Source organism: Microbulbifer sp. YPW16 (genome assembly GCF_021290385.1).
Classification (GTDB): Bacteria; Pseudomonadota; Gammaproteobacteria; order Pseudomonadales; family Cellvibrionaceae; genus Microbulbifer; species Microbulbifer zhoushanensis.
Genome location: NZ_CP089928.1, coordinates 2,862,067 through 2,882,674 on the forward strand (window position 1 = coordinate 2,862,067; position 20,608 = coordinate 2,882,674).

19 protein-coding genes and 2 tRNA genes are annotated in these 20,608 nt (G+C 62.9%); 17 read left to right on the forward strand and 4 right to left on the reverse strand.

The features are described 5' to 3' along the window. Positions 1-25 precede the first annotated feature (25 nt). A complete protein-coding gene (gene ppc, locus LVE68_RS12300; RefSeq protein WP_232940700.1) occupies positions 26-2,689 on the forward strand; it encodes a phosphoenolpyruvate carboxylase in 2,664 nt (887 codons plus the stop codon). A 65-nt stretch (positions 2,690-2,754) separates the two neighbouring features. Here ppc and LVE68_RS12305 read toward each other — a convergent pair. Both LVE68_RS12305 and LVE68_RS12310 read right to left on the reverse strand, forming a co-directional pair. Next, a tRNA-Leu gene (locus LVE68_RS12305) sits at positions 2,755-2,841 on the reverse strand. A 166-nt stretch (positions 2,842-3,007) separates the two neighbouring features. Further along, a tRNA-Leu gene (locus tag LVE68_RS12310) sits at positions 3,008-3,094 on the reverse strand. A gap of 225 nt (positions 3,095-3,319) precedes the next feature. Between LVE68_RS12310 and rnr the strand changes: the two genes are divergently transcribed. The 7 genes from rnr to LVE68_RS12345 all read left to right on the forward strand — a co-directional run bounded on the left by rnr (position 3,320) and on the right by LVE68_RS12345 (position 11,363). Then, entirely contained in the window at positions 3,320-6,124 is a 2,805-nt protein-coding gene (gene rnr, locus LVE68_RS12315) for a ribonuclease R (RefSeq protein ID WP_370636649.1), read from the forward strand. Positions 6,125-6,171: 47 nt separating this feature from the next. After that, entirely contained in the window at positions 6,172-6,927 is a 756-nt protein-coding gene (rlmB, locus tag LVE68_RS12320) for a 23S rRNA (guanosine(2251)-2'-O)-methyltransferase RlmB (protein WP_232940702.1), read from the forward strand. A 322-nt stretch (positions 6,928-7,249) separates the two neighbouring features. Further along, the gene (locus LVE68_RS12325; RefSeq protein WP_232940703.1) at positions 7,250-7,819 is read left to right on the forward strand and encodes an RNA polymerase sigma factor; all 570 of its coding nucleotides are present in this window, start codon (positions 7,250-7,252) and stop codon (positions 7,817-7,819) included. 18 nt (positions 7,820-7,837) lie between these two features. Beyond that, on the forward strand, positions 7,838-8,431 hold the full coding sequence (locus LVE68_RS12330) for a hypothetical protein (protein ID WP_232940704.1): 594 nt from the start codon (positions 7,838-7,840) through the stop codon (positions 8,429-8,431). A gap of 36 nt (positions 8,432-8,467) precedes the next feature. Then, a complete protein-coding gene (locus tag LVE68_RS12335) occupies positions 8,468-9,040 on the forward strand; it encodes a hypothetical protein (RefSeq protein WP_232940705.1) in 573 nt (190 codons plus the stop codon). Between the two features lie 154 nt (positions 9,041-9,194). Further along, positions 9,195-10,442: a hypothetical protein gene (locus LVE68_RS12340; protein WP_232940706.1), complete on the forward strand. Its 1,248-nt coding sequence runs from the start codon at positions 9,195-9,197 to the stop codon at positions 10,440-10,442. 447 nt (positions 10,443-10,889) lie between these two features. Beyond that, positions 10,890-11,363, forward strand: a complete 474-nt coding sequence (locus LVE68_RS12345; protein WP_232940707.1) for a hypothetical protein — start codon at positions 10,890-10,892, stop codon at positions 11,361-11,363. Here LVE68_RS12345 and LVE68_RS12350 read toward each other — a convergent pair. After that, positions 11,308-12,015, reverse strand: coding sequence for a 2OG-Fe(II) oxygenase (locus LVE68_RS12350; RefSeq protein ID WP_232940708.1), 708 nt, complete (start codon positions 12,013-12,015; stop codon positions 11,308-11,310). The genes LVE68_RS12345 and LVE68_RS12350 overlap by 56 nt on opposite strands. Positions 12,016-12,508: 493 nt before the next feature. Between LVE68_RS12350 and LVE68_RS12355 the strand changes: the two genes are divergently transcribed. The 4 genes from LVE68_RS12355 to LVE68_RS12370 all read left to right on the forward strand — a co-directional run bounded on the left by LVE68_RS12355 (position 12,509) and on the right by LVE68_RS12370 (position 15,753). Next, positions 12,509-13,066 (forward strand): RNA polymerase sigma factor, encoded by a 558-nt coding sequence (locus tag LVE68_RS12355; protein ID WP_232940709.1) that lies wholly within the window; start codon positions 12,509-12,511, stop codon positions 13,064-13,066. Positions 13,067-13,086: 20 nt separating this feature from the next. Then, positions 13,087-13,749, forward strand: coding sequence for a hypothetical protein (locus tag LVE68_RS12360; protein WP_232940710.1), 663 nt, complete (start codon positions 13,087-13,089; stop codon positions 13,747-13,749). A gap of 36 nt (positions 13,750-13,785) precedes the next feature. After that, positions 13,786-14,328, forward strand: a complete 543-nt coding sequence (locus LVE68_RS12365) for a hypothetical protein (RefSeq protein WP_232940711.1) — start codon at positions 13,786-13,788, stop codon at positions 14,326-14,328. A gap of 75 nt (positions 14,329-14,403) precedes the next feature. Then, positions 14,404-15,753 (forward strand): tetratricopeptide repeat protein, encoded by a 1,350-nt coding sequence (locus tag LVE68_RS12370; RefSeq protein ID WP_232940712.1) that lies wholly within the window; start codon positions 14,404-14,406, stop codon positions 15,751-15,753. Between the two features lie 68 nt (positions 15,754-15,821). Here the strand turns inward: LVE68_RS12370 and LVE68_RS12375 are convergent, their stop codons facing one another. Further along, the gene (locus LVE68_RS12375; protein WP_232940713.1) at positions 15,822-16,622 is read right to left on the reverse strand and encodes an alpha/beta fold hydrolase; all 801 of its coding nucleotides are present in this window, start codon (positions 16,620-16,622) and stop codon (positions 15,822-15,824) included. A gap of 257 nt (positions 16,623-16,879) precedes the next feature. Between LVE68_RS12375 and rpsF the strand changes: the two genes are divergently transcribed. The 5 genes from rpsF to dnaB all read left to right on the forward strand — a co-directional run bounded on the left by rpsF (position 16,880) and on the right by dnaB (position 20,566). Continuing rightward, positions 16,880-17,332: a 30S ribosomal protein S6 gene (gene rpsF / locus LVE68_RS12380; RefSeq protein WP_232940714.1), complete on the forward strand. Its 453-nt coding sequence runs from the start codon at positions 16,880-16,882 to the stop codon at positions 17,330-17,332. A 12-nt stretch (positions 17,333-17,344) separates the two neighbouring features. After that, entirely contained in the window at positions 17,345-17,575 is a 231-nt protein-coding gene (rpsR, locus tag LVE68_RS12385) for a 30S ribosomal protein S18 (RefSeq protein ID WP_091514984.1), read from the forward strand. A 44-nt stretch (positions 17,576-17,619) separates the two neighbouring features. Further along, positions 17,620-18,453: a hypothetical protein gene (locus LVE68_RS12390; RefSeq protein WP_232940715.1), complete on the forward strand. Its 834-nt coding sequence runs from the start codon at positions 17,620-17,622 to the stop codon at positions 18,451-18,453. A 37-nt stretch (positions 18,454-18,490) separates the two neighbouring features. After that, positions 18,491-18,937: a 50S ribosomal protein L9 gene (gene rplI / locus LVE68_RS12395; RefSeq protein WP_232940716.1), complete on the forward strand. Its 447-nt coding sequence runs from the start codon at positions 18,491-18,493 to the stop codon at positions 18,935-18,937. A 183-nt stretch (positions 18,938-19,120) separates the two neighbouring features. Then, positions 19,121-20,566 (forward strand): replicative DNA helicase, encoded by a 1,446-nt coding sequence (dnaB, locus tag LVE68_RS12400; protein WP_232940717.1) that lies wholly within the window; start codon positions 19,121-19,123, stop codon positions 20,564-20,566. Positions 20,567-20,608: the final 42 nt, after the last annotated feature.

Genomic DNA, 20,608 nt, shown 5'->3' on the forward strand with positions numbered 1-20,608 from the left:
ATTTCTGCCAGGGAGATAATGATTCGTGAATCAGGACCAGAACGCACCGTTGCGAGAGGATGTCCGCCTGCTTGGCGAGGAGCTCGGATCGGTTCTGCGTGAGCAGGCCGGCGAACCGCTCTTCGAAACCGTGGAAACCATACGCCAGGCGGCGGTGGAGAGCCGTGGCCAGGGTGAGATGCAGGCGGGGCGCCTGCGCAAACTGCTGGACCCGCTGGACGATGACACCCTGCTGGAGGTAGCGCGGGCGTTCAGCCAGTTCCTCAACCTGGCCAATATTGCCGAGCAGCGCCATCGCGAGCGCCTGCACCGGCATCACCAGCGTTTTCCGGGAGACCCGGACACCGACCAGGGCCTGCGACAGGTACTTGCCGAGCTGAAAAAAGCCGGTGTCGACAAGGCTAAGGTGCGCTCGGTGCTGGACCAGTTGTCTGTGGAGTTGGTGCTTACTGCACATCCTACTGAGGTCACCCGCCGCACCCTGATTCGCAAGTACGACCGGATTGCCGACCTGCTCACCGACCGGGACCGGCCCGACCTCACCGAGGAGGAGGCGGAGCACCTGCGCCGCCACCTGCGCGAACAGATCCTGTCCGCCTGGAGCACCGACGAGATCCGCCGTGAGCGCCCGACGCCGGTGGATGAGGCCAAGTGGGGGTTCGCCACTATCGAACAGTCCCTGTGGCGAGCGGTGCCGGCAGTCATGCGCGAAATCGAGGCGGAGCTGGAGCTGGCGGGCCTGGACCCGCTACCGGCAGACTGGGTGCCGATCCGCTTTGCCTCCTGGATGGGCGGCGACCGCGATGGCAATCCCAATGTGACTGCCGCTGTTACCCGCCGGGTGCTGCAACTGGCCCGCTGGATGGCCGCGGACCTGTACCTGCGCGATGTGGAAAACCTGCTGGCTGACCTGTCCATGCATCGCGCCAGTGATGAGTTGCTGGCGCGCACCGGGCCCAGTCATGAACCCTACCGGTTACTGTTGCGACAGGTTCGCGACCAGCTGCAGTTGACCCGCGAGCAGATGGAAGCGCGGGTCAACGGCAATCCAGAGCCGGCGGGAGAGGGTTACACCAGCGGCGCACAGCTGGCCGGCGAGCTGCGCCTGATTGATCGCTCCCTGCGCGAGGTAGGGCTGTCCGCCATCGCTGATGGCCAGCTGAAGGATACCCTGCGCCGGCTAAACTGTTTCGGCATCACCCTGCTGCGCCTGGATATCCGCCAGGAGTCCACCCGCCACAGCGACGCACTCGATGCCATCACCCGCTACCTGGGCCTCGGCAGTTACGGGGACTGGGACGAGCCGACCCGGCAGCGCTTCCTGCTGGCGGAACTGGAGAATCGCCGGCCGCTGGTCGACAGCGCCTTCTACCAGAGCGAGTTCTGTGATGACGAGGTACGCCAGGTGCTGGAGACCTGTGGCGTGATTGCAGAGCAGGGACCGGAGGGGCTGGGTGCCTACGTGATTTCCATGGCCCGGGCCTCGTCCGATGTGCTGGCGGTAATGCTGCTGCAGAAGATTGCCGGGGTGCAGGAACCCATGCGGGTGGTGCCGCTGTTCGAGACCCTCGATGACCTCAACAACGCCGGCGATATCATGAGCGCGCTGCTGGAGATTCCGTCTTACCGGCAGCGTGTGGCGAAGGGCCAGGAAGTGATGATCGGTTACTCCGATTCCGCCAAGGATGCCGGCTTCCTGGGCGCGGCCTGGGCCCAGTTCCGCGCACAGGAGGGACTCACGGCAATTTTCCGCGAGCACGGTATCCCGCTCACCCTGTTCCACGGTCGCGGTGGCTCCATTTCCCGCGGTGGCTCGCCCACCCGCATGGCGCTGTTGTCGCAGCCGCCGGGGTCGGTCGCCGGCCGTATCCGGGTCACCGAGCAGGGCGAGATGATCCGCTTCAAGTACGGGCGGCCGTCCGTGGCCGCCTACAACCTGGAGCAGTACGTGGCCGCCACCCTGGAGGCCACCCTGTTGCCCCCGGCGGAGCCGCGCCCCGAGTGGCGCGCGGCCATGGACCGGCTCACCGAGGTATCGGTCAACAGCTATCGCGAAGTGGTGCGCGACGATCCGGCGCTGGTGGGTTACCTGCGCACCGTCACGCCGGAAACCGAGCTCAGCCGCCTGGCCCTGGGTAGCCGGCCGGCACGGCGCAAGCCCGGCGGTGGGGTCGAGACCCTGCGGGCAATTCCCTGGGTGTTTGCGTGGACCCAGATCCGGCTGATGCTGCCCGCGTGGCTGGGCACCGGCGCGGCGCTGGAGAGTGCCCTGCAGAGCGAGGAGGGCGCCGCCACCCTGCGCACCATGAGCGGGGAGTGGCCGTTTTTCCAGACCGCGGTGGATATGCTGGAGATGGTGCTGGCGAAATCCGACACCCGGGTGGCGTCCTGGTACGAGGAGCGGCTCACCGGCGACGCTGAACTGGTTCGCCTCGGTGGCCTGCTCCGTGAGCGGCTGGCTCACACGGTATCGGCACTGCATGAACTGACCGGCCATGAGAGCCTGCTCGACAACAACCCGGTCATGCGCTGGTCGATTCGCGTGCGCGACCCCTATACGGATCCGCTACACCTGCTGCAGGCGGAGCTGATGGCGCGGCTGCGCGAGCGCGATACCGACCCGGTGCTGGAGAGCGCGTTGATGGTCACCATTGCCGGCATCGCCGCGGGGATGCGCAATACCGGCTGATGCCCGCCGCCGGATGGGGCAGAAATAAAAAAGGCCGACTCGCGAGAGTCGGCCTTTTTTGGAATTGGTGCCCAGGAGAAGACTTGAACTTCCACGACCTTGCGGTCACTAGCACCTGAAGCTAGCGCGTCTACCAATTCCGCCACCTGGGCAATTCGACGGTGTGCGCCGTCGAGGGTGCGCAATATAAAGAATTTCCGGGGCGTGTCAATCGCCGACTGTGACCGGTGCGACCCGAATCGTTAGTGCGGCGTAGGACAGGGGGCAGGGGGCCCCAACGAAAAAAGGCCGACTCTCGCGAGTCGGCCTTTTCGGAATTGGTGCCCAGGAGAAGACTTGAACTTCCACGACCTTGCGGTCACTAGCACCTGAAGCTAGCGCGTCTACCAATTCCGCCACCTGGGCAATTCAGCGGCGTGTGCCGTTGAGGTCGCGAACTATAGAGATTTGGCCGCAGGGTGTCAACGGCCTTTTTTGCGTTTAATTCAACTTTTTCTGGTATGGTCGGGAAACGCGGGGAAATCGCTTATACTGCCAGCAATGAGCGGCAACACCGACCGGCCGGTTCCCGGCCATATTCTCAATTCCCCGCCGCCTGCAGACTCCGCCGGATGATCCCGGCGACCGTGGATGAGCCGCGGTTCCCCAACAACGGACGATGTTTTGACACGAGACAAACCTACAAACCATACCGACGCCGATCCCCACGCCCAGCGCGAGGCGGAGAAATACGACAAGCCGGTGCCCAGTCGCGAATACCTGCTGCAGCTGCTGGAGCAACAGCATGAGCCGGTGTCCTGGGAGGCGGTGGCGGAACTGCTGGATATCCACGATGAGGATCGCCGCGAGGGCGTGCGCCGGCGCCTGATCGCCATGTCCCGGGACGGGCAGATTGCCAGTAACCGCGCCGGGGATTTCGGTGTGCTGGACAAGATGCACCTGGTGCGCGGGCGTGTGATCGGCCATCGCGACGGCTTTGGCTTTGTCTCGCCCCGTGACGGTGGCGACGACCTGTTCCTGTCCCACCGGCAGATGCGCAAGGTATTCGACGGGGACGAGGTGCTGGTACGCGAGACCCCCGGTGGCTTCCGCGGCAAGCGCGAGGCGGCGGTGGTCCGGGTGCTCAAGCACAATACCCGGCAGCTGGCAGGTCGCCTTTACCAGGAAAATGGCATCTGCTTCGTGCGCCCGGACAACCCGCGCATCAACCAGGACATCATGGTGGCGGCGGACAAGGTGGCCGGTGCGGCGCACGGCCAGTACGTGGTGGTGGATATCGTCACCCAGCCCAGCCGCGACAGCCTGCCCCAGGGCGAGGTGGCGGAAGTGCTGGGCGACCACCTGGCGCCGGGGATGGAGATCGATGTCGCCATCCGCAATTACGGCCTGCCCCATACCTGGCCGGCAGCGGTGCAGAAAGAGGTGGATGCCATCGCCGATGAGGTGGGGGAAGCGGACAAAAAGGCGCGGGTCGACCTGCGCCAGCTGCCGCTGGTGACCATCGATGGCGAGGATGCCCGCGATTTCGATGATGCCGTGTTCTGCGAGCTGATGCCGGACAACAGCTGGAAGCTGCTGGTGGCCATCGCCGACGTGTCCCATTATGTGCACCCGGGCAGTGCCCTGGACGAGGAGGCACACAGTCGCGGCAACTCGGTGTATTTCCCCGATTTCGTGCTGCCCATGCTGCCGGAGAAACTGTCCAACGGCCTCTGTTCCCTGAATCCGGAGGTTGATCGCCTGTGCATGGTCTGCGAAATGCAGATTGACCAGCGCGGGGAGATCCGCGATTTCCGCTTCTTCGAGGGCGTGATGCGAAGCCATGCGCGCCTGACCTATACCCAGGTGGGGCAGATGATCGAGGAGCGCGACAGCCGCGACAGTGGCCTGCGCAAGCAGTTCGCCGCGCTCACTCCACACCTGGATAACCTGCACGACCTCTACCGGGCACTGCGGGGCGCGCGGGACCGGCGCGGCGCGATCGATTTCGAGACCACCGAAACCCGGATCCTGTTCGACCAGCAGCGCAAGATCGAGCGCATCGTGCCGGTGCAGCGCAACGACGCCCATAAGTTGATCGAAGAGTGCATGCTGGCGGCCAACGTCTGTGCCGCCAAGCTGGCGGAACTGTCGGAACTGCCTTCACTCTTCCGTGTGCACGATACCCCCAAGGAGGAAAAGCTCACCAACCTGCGGGAGTACCTGGGTGAGCTGGGGCTGCGCCTGCCAGGCGGGGCAGAGCCACAGCCGATGGATTTCCAGGTGTTGATGGAGCAGGTGGAGGGGCGTGCCGACGCCCACATCATCCAGATGATGATGCTGCGCTCCATGAACCAGGCGGTGTACCAGCCCGAGAATCGCGGGCATTTCGGCCTGGACTATGAGGCCTATGCCCATTTCACTTCGCCGATCCGGCGCTACCCGGACCTGCTGCTGCATCGCGAACTGCGCTGGCTGATTCGCAATGGCAGCGCCAACCCGGCGGCGGTGGCCAAAAAGGTTCACCCGGTGCCGGGTGCTGAAGCCATTCCCCGGGAAAAGATCATTCCCTACGACATGCCCGCCATGGTCCAGCTGGGTGAGCACTGCTCGATGACCGAGCGCCGGGCCGACGACGCCACCCGCGATGTGGTCAGCTGGCTCAAGTGTGAATACCTGCAGGACCACGTGGGTGAGGTCTATCCCGGGGTGATCAGTGCGGTCACCGGCTTCGGCCTGTTCGTGGAACTGGACCAGCTCTATGTCGAGGGGCTGATACATGTCACCGCGCTGCCCAAGGACTACTACCACTTCGAGCAGGCGCACCAGCGCCTGGTGGGTGAGCGCAGTGGTACCCGCTACCACCTGGGCGATTCGGTAACCGTGCAGGTGGCACGGGTGGACCTGGAAGAGCGCAAGGTGGATTTCACCCTGGAAGAGCTGTTGACGAGCCCCAAGCGCAAGCGCCCGCGTAAAGGAAGCGGGGGTAAAGAGAGCGGAGGCAAAGAGAAAGAGACCCGGGTCAGCCCGCGCGCCATGGAGATGGCGGTTGAACACCAGCAAGAGCGGGGCCGGCGCAATGGCTCGGGTGGCGCCAAGGGCCCGGAACGGGATGCTGCAAAAAAAGCCGGCCGTGCCGCCGGTAGCCCCTGGAAGAAGCGCCCGGAAACACCCCCGGGCGAAACGCCATTCCGCAAGCGCAAGGTGGGATCCGCTGAGACCGAACCGGTTGCAGCGACCCCGGCCACAGGGGAATCCGCCCCTGCCGGTGGTGAACAGGGGGAAGAGGCGCCCCGCCGGCGCGGTCCGCGCCGGACCCCTCCCCGCAAGGGAGGCAAGCGCCCCGCAGTGGCCGCACGCAAGGCGGCGCAGAAAGCCGCCAAGGCCGGTAACGGCAAGGGCAAGAAGAAAGTCCGCAAGAAGCATGTCGCCGCCAAGGGCAAGAAGAAAAAGTAGCCAGGCACGTGCAGGTTCCCGTTGACCCAACCAGTTGAATTGGATTTATGGCCACAGAGATCGTCTATGGCCTGCACGCAGTGCAGGCTCTCCTGAAAAGCTCTCCCCAGCAGGTACAGGAACTGCTGCTACTCCGTGGGCGGCGGGACCAGAAGCTGCAAAAGCTGGTCCGCCAGGCGGAGAAAAATGATATTGCCCTGCGCTATGTGGACCGTCGGGCCCTGGATGAAAAGGTGGGAGACGATGGCAACCACCAGGGCGTGGTGGCCGTATGTGCGGGGGCCGCGAAAGTCTACGATGAACGGTTCCTCAAGGAACTGCTGGAAACGCTCGACCAGAAATCCGAGGCGCCTTTCCTGCTGATCCTCGACGGCGTAACCGATCCCCATAACCTGGGCGCCTGCCTGCGCTCCGCCGAGGCCGCGGGGGTACACGCGGTGATTGTGCCCAAGGACAAGTCCGCCGGTCTCACACCGACTGCGCGCAAGGTTGCCTGTGGCGCAGCCGAAGTCCTGCCGCTGGTGACAGTCACCAACCTGGCGCGCACCATGCAGCAACTGCAGCAGGCGGGGGTATGGATTTTCGGCGCCGCCGGCGAGGCCGAGCAGGATGTGTTTGCTGCCAGCCTCACGGGTGGTGTCGCCCTCGCCATGGGTGCGGAGGGCTCGGGCCTGCGTCGCCTGACCCGGGAGCACTGCGACCACCTGATTCGCATTCCCATGGCTGGAGAGGTGAGCAGCCTCAACGTCTCCGTTGCCACTGGTGTCTGCCTGTTCGAGGCGGTGCGCCAGCGCGCCAGCTGAACCCCGGAATAGCGGTCCCGCCGCCATTGCGTTATCCCATTGCTGAAAGCTGTGCCGGTTGCGATAGTGGCCGGCAAGCCTTTTTTTGCCAGGCAATTGAAACCTCTCGCAAAATCCGGCGGTAATCGACGCCTGGGTTCAGGCGTTGCGTCAGAATACACCCCCCTCCTGCTAAATTTTCCCCGCGGCAGAATTTTCCGGAACCCTCTGTCCCGCCCGCTCGTGTAACAGCGACAGGCCGCCTCAGCAGTATGCCTCCCCTCCGGGGACTTCCGCATTGGGCCGGCATTACCCCAAGTTCCAGCCAATCGGGAGTAGTGGTTTGAATACCTGGCTGACGCGTTTTTTCCATGCCCCGCGCTCACCGGAAGACCGGTTTGTGTCCCTGGTCTCGCCCCACCTGCGCCGAATGTACCGCATGGCTTACCGGTGGACCTTGAATGCTCACGAGGCCGAAGACCTGGTGCAGGACGTGCTGGTGCGGCTGTTGCCGAGAACGGCAGAGCTGGAAAGCGTCGAGCGGCTGGGACCCTGGCTGGTACGGGTGCTCTACCGGCGCTTTGTCGATCTTTACCGCCGCCGCTGCGCATCACCCATTGATCCCAGCCAGTCGCTGGATGACACGGATCAGGAGAGTCGATTGCCCGGTGATGGCGGTGAAGATCTCAGGCGTACTGAAATGCAGCGCGCATTGCAGAGGGCCCTGCAGGAGCTGGACGATGAATGGCGCGATATCGTGTTACTGCACGATATGGAGGGCTACACCACAATCGAGGTGGCGGACATCATGGATATCAGTGTGGGGACTGTGAAGTCCCGCCTGCATCGCGCCCGCGCCAAGCTTAAAAAAAGTCTCTCCCCCGGAACCCTTCAGATTTCTGAAGCGTGTTAGTGAGCATAGGAGCAGCTCATGCGATCGAGGCACACAGTGAATCATCCCGCCCCCGCGCAACTGGCCGACAATGAGTTAATTGGCGTTCTCCGGGATATGCCAGTCCCGCAGCCGGACGCCGGTTACGAGCGCCGGGTACTCCGTGCGGTACTGGATTCGCAGCAAGCCCGAAATAAGCGTCCGGCCTGGTTTTTCCAGCCGACGCGCTGGCCGGTGGCAGCTGCCGCCATCATGTTGCTCACCCTGGTTTTCTCCCAGGGCGCACTGCGGGAACGGTCGCCGATGGCGGGCCAGGCATGGGCTCCGGTTGGGCAAACTCCGCATACAGTGCATGTGGTGCTGGATAGCCCGCGCCAGCTGCGGGGCGCAATCATCCGTGTGACCTTGCCGGCCGGTGCTGTGCTGGAGGGGTACCGCGATGTCGATACCCTGCAGTGGCAGGCGGATATTCCTGCCGGTGGCAACCGGCTGTCCCTGCCGCTTCTGGTGCAGGAGGGTATCAGCGGCGGGACTGTCCAGGTGGAAATAGAGCATGGCGGCGCGCGCAAGGCGCTGGAAATTTCAATCCCGTCGCCACCGGATGGCGGCGGTGCGTCCATCACCAAAACCTGAAAGCAGGTTGTTTTTTTCCAGAAGAGGTAAAGGAAGATGTTACGGAAAAATCTACTCGTCCTGGGGCTGGCCACTGGCGCCTGCCTGGCATTGCCAGCCCATGCCCAGGAAGTTGAAAGCCAGGCCGACCTGGATGTCACCATGTCGGTTGTCGAGGACGCACAGGATGCACAGGATGTGCTGAACAGCATTGAATTGCCACCGGAGTTGCGGGAAGTGGCGGAGCAGCAGATGGCAGCCATCATGGCGGCGATGGAAGCGGCCCGGGCAGGGGAGTCGTCAGGTGAAAGCCCGGCCAGCCTCGATCCCGAGACCCAGGCGCGATTTGCCGAGGCCCTGGAGCGCAGCCGCGAGCTGGCTGCCAGTAATACTGCCGCCGCCAATGCCGCAGTAGCGGATGCCCAGCTGGCCGCCGAAGCCGCGCGTGAGGCGATCGAGGAAGCGGTGAAGAACGGACTTACCGGCGCGGAAGTCGAGGGCATTATCGACCAGATGATGCAGGATATTCTCAATAGCCTGCCGGATGATGTGCGCGAGCAGATGCCGGCTGACATCAATACCCTGATTGAGGACGCGAAAGGCACCAGTACTGAAAGTCCCGAAACCTGACCTTGGAATGTAACCGTGCCGGCACCGGGCCCTGTCCCGGTGCCGGTACTCGAATTGCAAATGGATAGGTAACAACGGGGTAAGGAAAGTGAAGGTAAAGGAATACCTACGGGGCCTGGCGCTCGTGACCGCTCTGGCTGCGGCATCACATTCGATGGCAGCAGTCGAGCTGGACGATGGTGTTGAGGCTTTCAGGGGTGGGGACTACCAGCGCGCACTGGTAGTCTTTAAATCGCTGGAGGCCCGTGGAAACGACAGCACGCGACTGAAATATAATATCGGCGTCACGCTGGTGAAGCTGGGGCGCCATCGCGAGGCCGGAACCTATTTTTACCGGCTCCTCGATGACCCGGAGTGGCGCGACCTGGCGCGCTACAACCTGGCGCTTACAGCGGAGAAGCGCAAGCGGCCACTATTGGCTGCAAAGCACTACCGGCAGGTGGCGCAGACTACTGATTCGGAAAAGCTGCGCAAGCTCGCCGCAAGCCGCCTCAACGCACTGGCTGCCGATGAACGCGGGGCCATGTCCCGCCAGTGGCTCGGACTCGCCAGTCTTTCAGCCGGCTATGACGATAACGCCTACGCGCTACAGAATGACCTGCTCGCCGATGTGGAAACAGGGGATGACAATTTCACGGAGCTCTTTGCCTGGGGGCAGTACCGCCTGCATGGGAGCCCGGCAGATGGCTGGCGGCTGCATGGATACGCCTTCAGTCGCCGTTACCGGGAACTGGAAAGCCTCAACCTGAACAGCGTGAGTGCAGCCCTGTCCCGGGACCGACGCTGGAATGGCTGGGACACGGAATTGGGGGTGGCCGGGGAGTTTATCTACCTTGGTGGCGACCAGGTTTCCCGACAGCTCAATCTTGTGGGCCGGCTTGTGAGGGAGTTCGGTCTGGGTAGCCTGTCACTGTCTTACCTGCCGGGCTATTACCTGGGCGGGGAGGGCTACGAATACCTGGACGGCTGGCGGCAGCGGGTGGCGGTAAAGTGGCGCCGTCCGCTGCTGGCGGGTGAACTTCTGGCATTCTACCAGTACGACAGTAACGACCGTGCCGATCTGGAGCGGGAAGCCCGGGATTATTACAGCTACTCGCCGGCCCGGCATTCGCTGGGCGCTGAGCTGGAATGGCCGCTGACACTGCGCTGGAGTGTTTCCGCCGGAATGGAGTTTCGCCAGAGTGTGTATGACGGCACCAACCAGGTGACCGGTGATGACGGCTCTGTCGTGCGGTATCAGCGTGAGTCGGATCGATTCAAGTCCTGGCTCGAGACGCGCTACCGGCTGAGCCCGAGATTCAGCCTCGATGGTAAGGTACTCAATATCGATAACCGTGAAAACCGGGATATCTATACATTCGATAAAACCGAGTTCAGTCTGGGGGTCAGTTATATTTTCTGATCCCGGCGGAATCGGCCGGGGAGGGTAGAGCTGCATGTTTTCCCTGCCCGTCACTCCCTGGCCAGAGGTGCTTTTCCGGCGGCTTCATCGAATCCTGTAGACCTCTCCCTTGTCTATGCCGTGAAGCCGCCATTTTTAATTACAGTTTCATGTTCGTTGGTAATCTATTTATGCTTCGCACTTTCCCTTATTCAGGGGGCGAAGCCCGATAGAAAATATATTTTTCTTCGAGTGGCCCCTCAATCTTCAATCCCTGCCCGGATTGCCTCTCCTTTGCCTTTGTGAGTCTTAAATTATTGCTTCCCTGGTTTTTGCCTGCTTTGTTGGTTGGGTCGCGGTCATGCCGGGCCAAAAAGGTAAGCAAGATTATTGCTGCGCCAAAATTTTCCGCCATTGGATTTGCCGTGCTTTCGCTTGTGACCTGCCGCAGTGATGAGAACCCTGGCCATGTCACTTCCGGCCGGCGCACGGGGGTTTACCCGGGAATGGTGCGATACGGTCTGCGTAACCTGCGTGGGTAATACTACCGGTTGCCTGAATAAGGATGGCACCTTCGCCAGTAACGCCAGTAACGCCAGTAACGCCAGCATCTGCAGTGATCCCGCCTCTGCCTACGCTGTTGTGCGAGCCGGAACTGGAGGAAGGGGGCTCGACTGCCCAGTGACCGCCACCAACCTCAGTGAGGTAGTGGATTTCAAGATGCTGCACCTGTTTCACCTGCAGGGCCGTGTGAGCTACCGCGTGAACCAGTTGTTCTATCCCCCCCCGGACCTGGAGGGTGTGTATGCGCGGGTGTTCCTGCCGGCATCGCATTCCCTGTTGGGTTACCTGCGCAAGTGCCAGGGGGGCGGCAACAGGCCGCCGCTTACTGCCGGGTGCCATAGAGCTCGGCCGCCGGGCGGTACATCACCCATGAGGTGAGCACATACTTGTCACCGGAGGTGGGTACATTGCCCCGATGGGTATGGGTGAAACCGCAGGGTGACAGTACCAGGCTACCCCGCCGCGGCTTCAGGCGAATATCCTGGTAAATGAACTCGGTCTCGCCCCCCTCCTCCACATCATTCAGGTAAAGAAGCCAGAACAGCACCCGGTGCAGGGATTTCTGCCCGGGATCGGTGGGGTGTGGGTAGTGTTCCGAGTGCCAGTGACGGAACCCGCCGGTGGATTGGCGGTAGTGCTGGAAATTGATGCCGTCGAAGTGGAAGATCCCGGAGACCAGCATCCGCAGCTGCTCATCGGGAAGCTGCGCGATATCGTCGCTGGCCAGGTTCCGTGGCGCCTGCAGGCTGTCATCGTAGATGGTCGGGGAGAGGGCGCCGGTAAGCATATGCGGGTAGCGCCGGCAATAGGCCATCAGTGCGCGCAGCACCACCTGGTTGACGGAGGTGCACTCCTCCCGCCAGGACTCCATGCTGGAGATATACAGGTCAGAGCTGTTTTTCTTGCTCTTGTCCACACCGGAGCCGATGCGGCCCGCCTGCTTGTCGGGTGCGCTGTCGAAGCGCTGTATCAGGTGATCGCATACTTCTGCCGGAACCGCATCTTCAAACATTGCGACCAGGGAATCCATGAAAACCGCCTCTCTGTAGTTATTCTTGTGATCGTGGCGCCCGCAGTGCAAGGCCTGCAGTGCCGCTACGGAATATTCGCATGTAGTGCGGGGACAGGAAAGCGGTGGAGATCGTGACAATGGCCGGGGACCAGGCACGGGTTGCCGTCCCGGTCACCAGTGCTGCAGTCCCCGGTGCCCATTGTCATCACTGTGCGGGCATTTGCCCCACGAGTGTTGCCGGGGGAATTCTTCTGGCGGGTGCGGGTCGAAGCCAGTCAACGGCTTGCGCAATCGTGATCGCGTTATATGCCTGTCTTTGAGATCCCTGTTTCTCCTTGCCGGCAGTTAATGGTTTTTCATTGCAGCAAAACTGTGCGGAACGTCTGTTTGGGCGAAGCCTGTGGGGCGTTGGGAAAATAATTGCTCCTGCCCGGGAACCTTTTCCCTGTCTGACACGTGTAGGATGCACAAGCAGTCTGTGTGCGATTTCTAGGGGGAACGGGTAAGCCCGATGACGTTTTTACGCTGGCCGAAAAGACCGGAAGACCGGTTTACCGCCCTGGTGCGCCCGCACCTGCGCCTCCTGCATCGCATGGCCTACCGCTGGACACAGAATAACGACGAGGCTGAGGACCTGGTGCAGGACATCCTCACCCGCCTGTTTCCGAGAGTCGACGAGCTGGAGAGGGTGGACAAGCTGGGCCCCTGGCTGGTCCGGGTGCTGTATCGGCGCTTTGTCGACCTCTATCGTCGCAATGCCAACTCCCCCATTGACGATAGTGTCGAGCCCTCCGGGGATGATGCACTGTTTGACGAGCGGCTCACCGTAGAGAGTGAGCAGCTGGAGAGGTTGATCCTGCAGCGCGAACTCAACCGGGCCCTGTCCTCGATCGACAGCGGCTGGCGGGATGTGGTTCTGCTTCACGATGTAGAGGGTTATGCGGTGCTGGAAGTGGCCGAAATCCTCGACCTGAGTGTGGGCACGGTGAAATCGCGATTGCACCGTGCACGAAAAAAATTGCGTTTGGCGCTGGAAACGGGAACCAAAACCGTTGCCGAGTCGTGTTAAGGGACAAACGGGAGCGAATGATGATGCATTGCAGACAGGCACAGCAGCAGCTTGAACAGCTCAAGCCCGAAAATGAGCCGGATCTGCTGGCACACCTGCGTCGCTGTCATGATTGCCGGGAATATGCCGAGGACCTGCGGGTCGCTCGCCTGCTGCGTACCATGCCGGCTCCCGAGCCGGAGGCAGGCTTCGAGAGTCGTGTTCTGCGCACAGCGATCAGCCAGTCGCGCGGGGTGCCGCAGGGGGCGAATGCTGTCGGCTGGAAATTGGCCACTGCCGCGAGCCTGCTGCTGGCGATCTTCCTGGCCCTGCCCCGGCAGGCGCCGACTCCAGCGGAGCCGGTTGGGCAGCTGGCGGGAACCGTGAGCCCAGGGGTGATGCCGGTAACACTTGCCCTGAAGAGTGGGCGGGACCTGGCAGGTGCAAAAATCCGGGTGGTAATGCCAGAGCACCTGGAAGTGGACGGATTCGAGAACCAGCGCGACCTGCAGTGGCGCACGGACCTGAAGGCCGGGGCCAACCGCCTGACACTTCCGATACGCCAGCGTAATGATCGCGGAAATGATGTGATTCTGATCGAGATAGAGCACGAGGGTGCCCGCCGGGAATTCCGGGTACCGGTCCCCGGCGGTAATGGTGCCGTCTTGCAGGGGCAGGATGCACAGGGAATGCAAAAGATATAGAGAGAAGTTGAAAAGCGAACCACGATGAGGTGGACAATGAAAGCTTATAAGAACTTGCTGATTGCAGCCGTATTCCTGTCGTCCCAGGTTGCACTACCAGCGCTCGGACAGGAAGAGGCCGATAATGACGACCTCGATATTGAAGTAACCGTGGTCGAGGCAAACGAGAGCGCCGCAGACGCTGTCAACAATATCGAGCTGCCGGAGGCGATCAGTGATGTTGCCCGCATGGCGATCCAGGAAGGTGGCCTGGCGGTGGCCGAGGCGGCACGCAGTGGCGAACTGGGCGGTGATGACCAGGAGCTGGAAGAGGTGGCCGGGGATGTAGAGGCTGCTGAAGAAGCGGCCATGAATGCGGAAGCAGCACTGGCCGAAGCGGCAGCCAATGCCAATGAGGCCGCTCGTGAGGCTATTAATAATGCGCTCTCCGGTGGGGGGTCCGCTGAGGAAATCCTGGAGAATATCCCGGACGATGTGATTGAGAACCTGCCTGAGGATGTGCTGGACAGGTTAAACGAAGTGCTGGATAACAGGCCGGATATAGAAACCCCCGAGGTCGACACGCCATCGGGCGGGTGATTCGCGCAAGGAAAAATGTGGTTTCAGGCTGGGCAGGAATGCCCGGCCTTTTTGTGTATATAAAAGAGGTGTTTTGTGCGCACGATAATAAATGCATTGGCAGCCTGTTGCCTCGCCTCCAGTGCGACCGTGGCAAGCGCTGAGCAGGATGCTTTCTCCCAGGGGACCACTGCATTCAAGCGCGGAGACTATGGCGTGGCCCTGGAGCGTTTCGAGGCCGCCCGTGCGCGTGGCAACCGTAGTAACAACCTGTCCTACAACCTGGGGGTGAGCCTGTACAGGCTGGGGCGCTATCCGGAGGCCAGCGTCTGGTTTGAGTCCCTGCTCGACAGCCCGCAGTGGCACGACCTGGCACTGTTCCAGCTGGGGCTGGTGGCAGAGAAGCAGGGAGACCGAAAGCTGGCGCAGCGGCGCTATAAAAGAGTAGCGGCGTCGCGCTCGGAAAAGCTGCGTCGCCTCGCTGGTGTCCGGCTGGATCACCTGGATGACCCAGCCAGGCCTGCCGGGCCCGCGCGTGACAGCGGGGCGGCCCGCGGTGGCGGCCGGCGCGGCTCGGCGCTGCTGAGACTGGCCGCGGGCTACGATGACAACGCCTACGCCCTGCGGGATGAGCTGCTGGCGGGTGCGTCCGAAGGGGAGGATAGCTATACGGATCTTTTTGCCTGGGGCCAGTACCGGCTGGCAGGCACGCCAAGCGACGGCTGGCGCCTGCAGGGGTACGCCTTCCGGCGTTCTTACTCCGAGTACAGCTCCCTCGATCTCAGCAGCCTCAGTGCCGGTGTCGCCCGGGACCTGAGTTGGGGGGCCTGGCAGCTTGAGCTGGGCGGTGCGGCCGAACAGGTGGGCCTCGATGGCGAAGAGGTTTTCCGACAGCTGCGCCTCCAGGCCAAGGCCCGGCAGCGGATCGGTGACGGCGAACTGGAGCTTTCGTTTGTGCCCTCACGGTTTTCCGGTGGCAGTGGCTACGAATACCTGGATGGGACGCGCCAGCGGTTCGGGGCCGACTGGGAACAGCCCCTGGGCCGCGCGCAGTTGGAAGTGGGCTACCAGCTGGACCTGAATGACCGCGACGACCTGCTGGTTGCCACGGAGACGGGTGACAACTTCTACAGCTACTCCCCGGTCCGGCACACCTTCGGCGCCGAGGTGCAGTGGTCGCTCGCTGGCAACTGGTTACTGTCTGCAGGTTCCGAGTACCGGCTGAGTACCTATGACGGTGAGAACCGGCTGGTTGACACCGACGGTGTCGTGCGCGAGGCGCAGCGGGAAGCCGATCGCCTCAAGGCGTGGCTGGGCTCCCAGTGGCTGGTGTCGCCGCGGCTGCGCCTGGCGGGCAACCTGACATTCACCAACAACGAGGAGAATTTCGCGGTGTATGACCACGACAAAACCGAGGCCAGCCTCGGCGTCACCTACACCTTCTGATTGTCCCCGACGGCCCGTCGACAAGCGGGCCGACAGTTTTTCCCGGCGCACAGGGAAGCGTGCCGGCTTTATTCCAGCCAGCGTTGCAGTTCCGCAACGATGGCGTCCGGTGCCCGCAGCCAGCTCAGGTGCGGGTTGCCGCCGGTCAGCGGTAGGTCGAGGTGGCGTACCTCGCCCCCCAGCAACGAGGCCAGTCGCGCAGTTGCCGCCGGTGGCGCGAAGTCATCGCCGCTGATGGCCAGGTGCAGGGAGGGTCCTGCCCGGTTCTCACCAGTTTGCCGCCGCTCCGGCGCGAAGCGTCCGCTGAATACTGAGGCTGCCCAGTCCGTCATTACCCCGCGCGCCTCGCGACCGCCAAAACCCAGTACCCGGCCGGGGAAATAGCCCAGCAGGTGGCCGCTGCCCCAGGCCAGCCCCGCCAGGGCCAGCACTTTCATACGCATGCTGCCCTGCCAGCAGCGGAAATGCAGGTGTCCCGCGGCGACCGTGACAATACGCGCCTGTCCCGTCAGCCCCTCCCTCGCAGCCAGTGTCGCCACCTGGCCGCCGATACTGTGGCCGAGAACTGCCGTCGGCAATCCCAGCCGCTCCAGCAATGAAGGCAGGAACCCGTGCACCAGGTCGTTGTAACCGAAGTCCGAGCGCCGCGATGGGCGCGGCCGGCTGGTCCCGGTGCCAGGCAGCTCGGTGACCGCACTGCTGTAGCCGGCTTCCGCCAGGCTCTCCTGCAGGCGCTGGTAGCGGGAGGCGGGCACGCCCAGGGCGGGCAGCACAAGCAGCAGCGGGGCGTCGCCGCGGGGCCTGCGAAGCATGACCGGTACCCGGAAGGGACCGAACTGGTGATCGAGTATCTCCTGGCTGGGTGCCATGGCAGCTCCTGAGTTTCCGGGGTGGAGGGGAGTAAGTTACCCCCGGTCGGCGGATGCTGACATGACTGGAAAGATGAAACCGGTTGGCCACTTGCCCCGGGGGTGGCTGAGGGTATGCTGGATCGATTGATCAACTTGCAACCAGGGTGGCAAGTGCATAGAATACGCCGCCCGCGATGTGCCCCCGCAAACAGGGCCGTCGCTCTCCTTGCCTCACCGGACTGTCCGGGAGGCTGTTTAACCCGTAAGGAGCAAAAATGCGTCATTACGAAATTGTATTCCTGGTTCACCCGGACCAGAGCGAGCAGGTACCCGGCATGGTGGAGCGTTACACCGCCACCATCAAGGACAGCGGTGGCCAGGTTCACCGCCTGGAAGACTGGGGCCGTCGCCGCCTCGCCTACCCGATCAACAAGATCCACAAGGCGCACTACGTTCTGCTGAACGTCGAGTGCACCGAAGAAGCTCTGGAAGAGCTGACCACCAACTTCCGTTACAACGATGCCGTGCTGCGTAATATGGTGATTCGCGAAGATGAAGCGATCACCGAAGAGAGCCCGATCATGAAGGCGGAAAAAGAGAGCCGCGAGCGCAAGGCCGCCCGTGCCGAGCGCAGTGAGCGCCGCGAGCGCGCCGAGAAGGACGACAAGTCTTCCGGCGAATCCAAGCCCAGCGAAGAGCAATCTTCCGACCAGGCAAGCGAAGAGTAAGGGGGTTACCAGATGGCACGTTTTTTCCGTCGTCGTAAGTTCTGCCGTTTCACCGCGGAAGGTGTAAAGCGTATCGACTACAAAGATCTCGATACCCTGAAGGCCTACGTTTCCGAAACCGGCAAGATCGTACCGAGCCGTATCACCGGTACCAAGGCCCGTTACCAGCGCCAGCTGGCCACTGCGGTCAAGCGCGCTCGTTACCTGGCACTGCTGCCGTACACGGACAGCCACGAAGCCTAAGCAGCCGTTTTGCTTAGAATCGTTACAAGAGAAGCTATCTAAATATGCGCGCCCTGGCTGAGTTTATTATGCGCGGGCGCGTGCGGGCGGTGCTCACTGCGATGGTGGGTATCCCCCTGATCAGCCCGGCAGCGCTGGCCCTGGTGAGCCTGCGCAAGGGGACCAACGATGGCCTGATGGTGCTGGTCTGGGCCTTGTTGCCGGTGGTTGCCGGTGGCATGAGCGGGGTCTTTTCCCCGCTGATGACAGGCCTGGGAGCCACGCACCTGGCAGCGGTCTTCTGTGGTGCCCTGGCACTGCGCGGGACCCGCTCCTGGACGTCGGGGCTGGTGGTGCTCACCGCAGTAGCCTCAGCGGGAATCCTGGCGACATCGCATTTCAGCGGTGGCCTGCTGGAGACCCTGTTGCAGGCTGCCACGGAATCCGGTGGTGCACAGGCCGACCAGTTGCGCCAGGTCTTCAACAGTGAGGCCCTGGCCACCGGTTACCTGGCACTGGTGTCGGCGATTACCGCCACCCTGGCGCTGGTACTGGGCCGCTGGTGGCAGGCGCTGCTGTACAACCCTGGCGGGCTGCGTGAGGAGTTCCACCAGCTGCGCATGCCGCTGCCGCTGGCGGCGACGGCCATGTTGCTGTGGGTATTCTGCCTGTTGACCCCGGGGCTGGCTTTCTGGGGCGCAGTGGTCGCCTTCCCGCTGGTACTGGCCGGCATTGCGCTGATCCACTCGCTGGTAGCCCAGCGGGGCTGGGGGCGCGGTCCACTGGTGGCCATGTATGTGGCGCTGGTAATCGCGGCACTGCCGCTGGCCGGGTTCCTGTGTGGGCTGGCGCTGATCGATAGCTGGATTGATATTCGCGGGCGTTCCGCCAACAAGTAGGAACGGGCCGCACAATACTGAAATTGAGGAAACCGAGATGGAAGTTATTCTGCTCGATAAAGTAGGCAAGCTGGGCAACGTGGGTGACCGCGTTGAGGTCAAAGCCGGTTTCGGCCGCAACTTCCTGCTGCCCACTGGCAAGGCCATCCGTGCTACTGCCGCCAACATCGCCGAGTTCGAAGCCAAGCGCGCCGAGCTGGAAGCTGCCGCCGCCGAGAAGGTGAAGGCTGCCGAGGAGCGTGCCGAGAAGCTGTCCGGCCTGACTGTTACCATCACCGCCAATGCCGGCGATGAGGGTAAGCTGTTCGGTTCCGTGGGCGCCGGTGACATCGCCGAGGCAATTACTGCCGACAGCGTTGAAGTGGCCAAGGCCGAGGTCAACCTGCCGGAAGGCACCCTGCGTGAGACCGGTGAGTACGACATCGACGTACAGCTGCACGCTGACGTTGTCGCCACCGTCAAGGTTGTGATCGTCGCAGAATAAGCGCCACGCGCTTATCTGGCGGCCGGGCGGCCCCTGCGGTTCGCCCGCCGGGCCGGGCATTCTCCCGGGTGAACCTGGTTCACTCCAATGGGATGCCCATCTGCGGCCCAGTCGCGCTACAATCGGGCGCTGGATTCCCTGTGGGTCCAGCGCCCGATCTGTTTCTGGTAGTCAGTTATTGCAATGAACGAAGAATACGCCGCAGCGGAAGAAGAACTGCAGACCGAGGAGACCTCGCCCCTGCCGCACTCTGTAGAGGCGGAGCAGTCGGTGCTGGGCGGCCTGATGCTGGATTCCAGCCGCATCGATAGTGTGGCGGAGCAGCTGGGCGAGCAGGACTTTTTTGTCGCCAGTCACCGGGTGATCTTTGGCGTAATGACCCAGCTGGCGGACGCGGAACAGCCGCTGGACATCGTCACCCTGGCCGAGGCCCTGGCCAGTCGCGACCTGCTGGCAGACGTCGGCGGGCCTGCCTACCTGGCTGAACTGGCCGAGAACACCCCCTCCGCGGCAAACATCGTCGCCTACGCCAAGATCGTGCGTGAGCGCTCGATGCTGCGCCAGCTGATTGCCGCTGCTGGCGAGATCAGTCGTACCAGCTTCAACCCCGGCGGCCTGGCCTCGGCGGACCTGCTGCAGATGGCCGAGCGCCGGGTGGCGGAAATTGCCGAGGGGCGGGCGAAGGACGGTGGCTTTGTCGGTGTCGACGCGCTGCTGAAAAAGACCGTCGAGCGGATCGACGAACTCTTCAAGACCGAGGGCGACCTCACCGGCCTGGGGACCGGCCTCACCGAACTTGACCAGCGCACCTCCGGCTGGCAGCCCGGCGAGCTGATCATCCTCGCCGCGCGCCCGTCCATGGGCAAGACCGCGCTGGCACTCAACTTTATCGAGACGGCGATGCTCAGCCAGGAGCGACCGACGCTCGTGTTCAGTATGGAGATGCCCTCCGACTCCCTGGTAATGCGGATGCTGTCCTCGATCGGGCGCATCGACCAGGGCCGTATCCGCAACGGCAAACTGCAGGAAGATGACTGGCCCAAGCTCTCCAGTGCGGTGCAGAAGATGAAGGGCAAGGCCCTGTATATCGATGACACCCCCGCGCTGTCCCCCAGTGAGGTGCGGGCGCGGACCAAGCGCACCGTGCGCGATCACACCAACAAGCTGCTGCGGGAGAATCCGCAGATGAGCCGTGAGGACGCCGAGGCGAAGAGCCAGCCGGCCCTGATCATGCTGGATTACCTGCAGCTGATGCAGGTGAAGGGGGCCACCGAGGGGCGTACCCAGGAGATCTCGGAGATTTCCCGCTCCCTGAAAGGGCTGGCGAAAGAGTACGAATGCCCGGTCATCGCCCTGTCACAGCTGAACCGGGGTGTGGAGCAGCGCCCCAACAAACGGCCGATGAACTCTGACCTGCGGGAATCCGGTGCAATCGAGCAGGACGCGGACGTGATCCTGTTTATTTACCGCGACGAGTATTACAACGAGGACAGCCCCGACAAGGGGATGGCGGAGCTGATTATCGGCAAGCAGCGGAACGGCGAGATCGGCACCTGCCGCGCGGCCTTCGTGGGCAAGTACACGCGCTTCGACAACCTGGCGCCGGAGTATTACCAGGGCGACGACTGACGCCCCGTTTCCCCCTCCTGAAACAGAAAGGGCGATCCACCC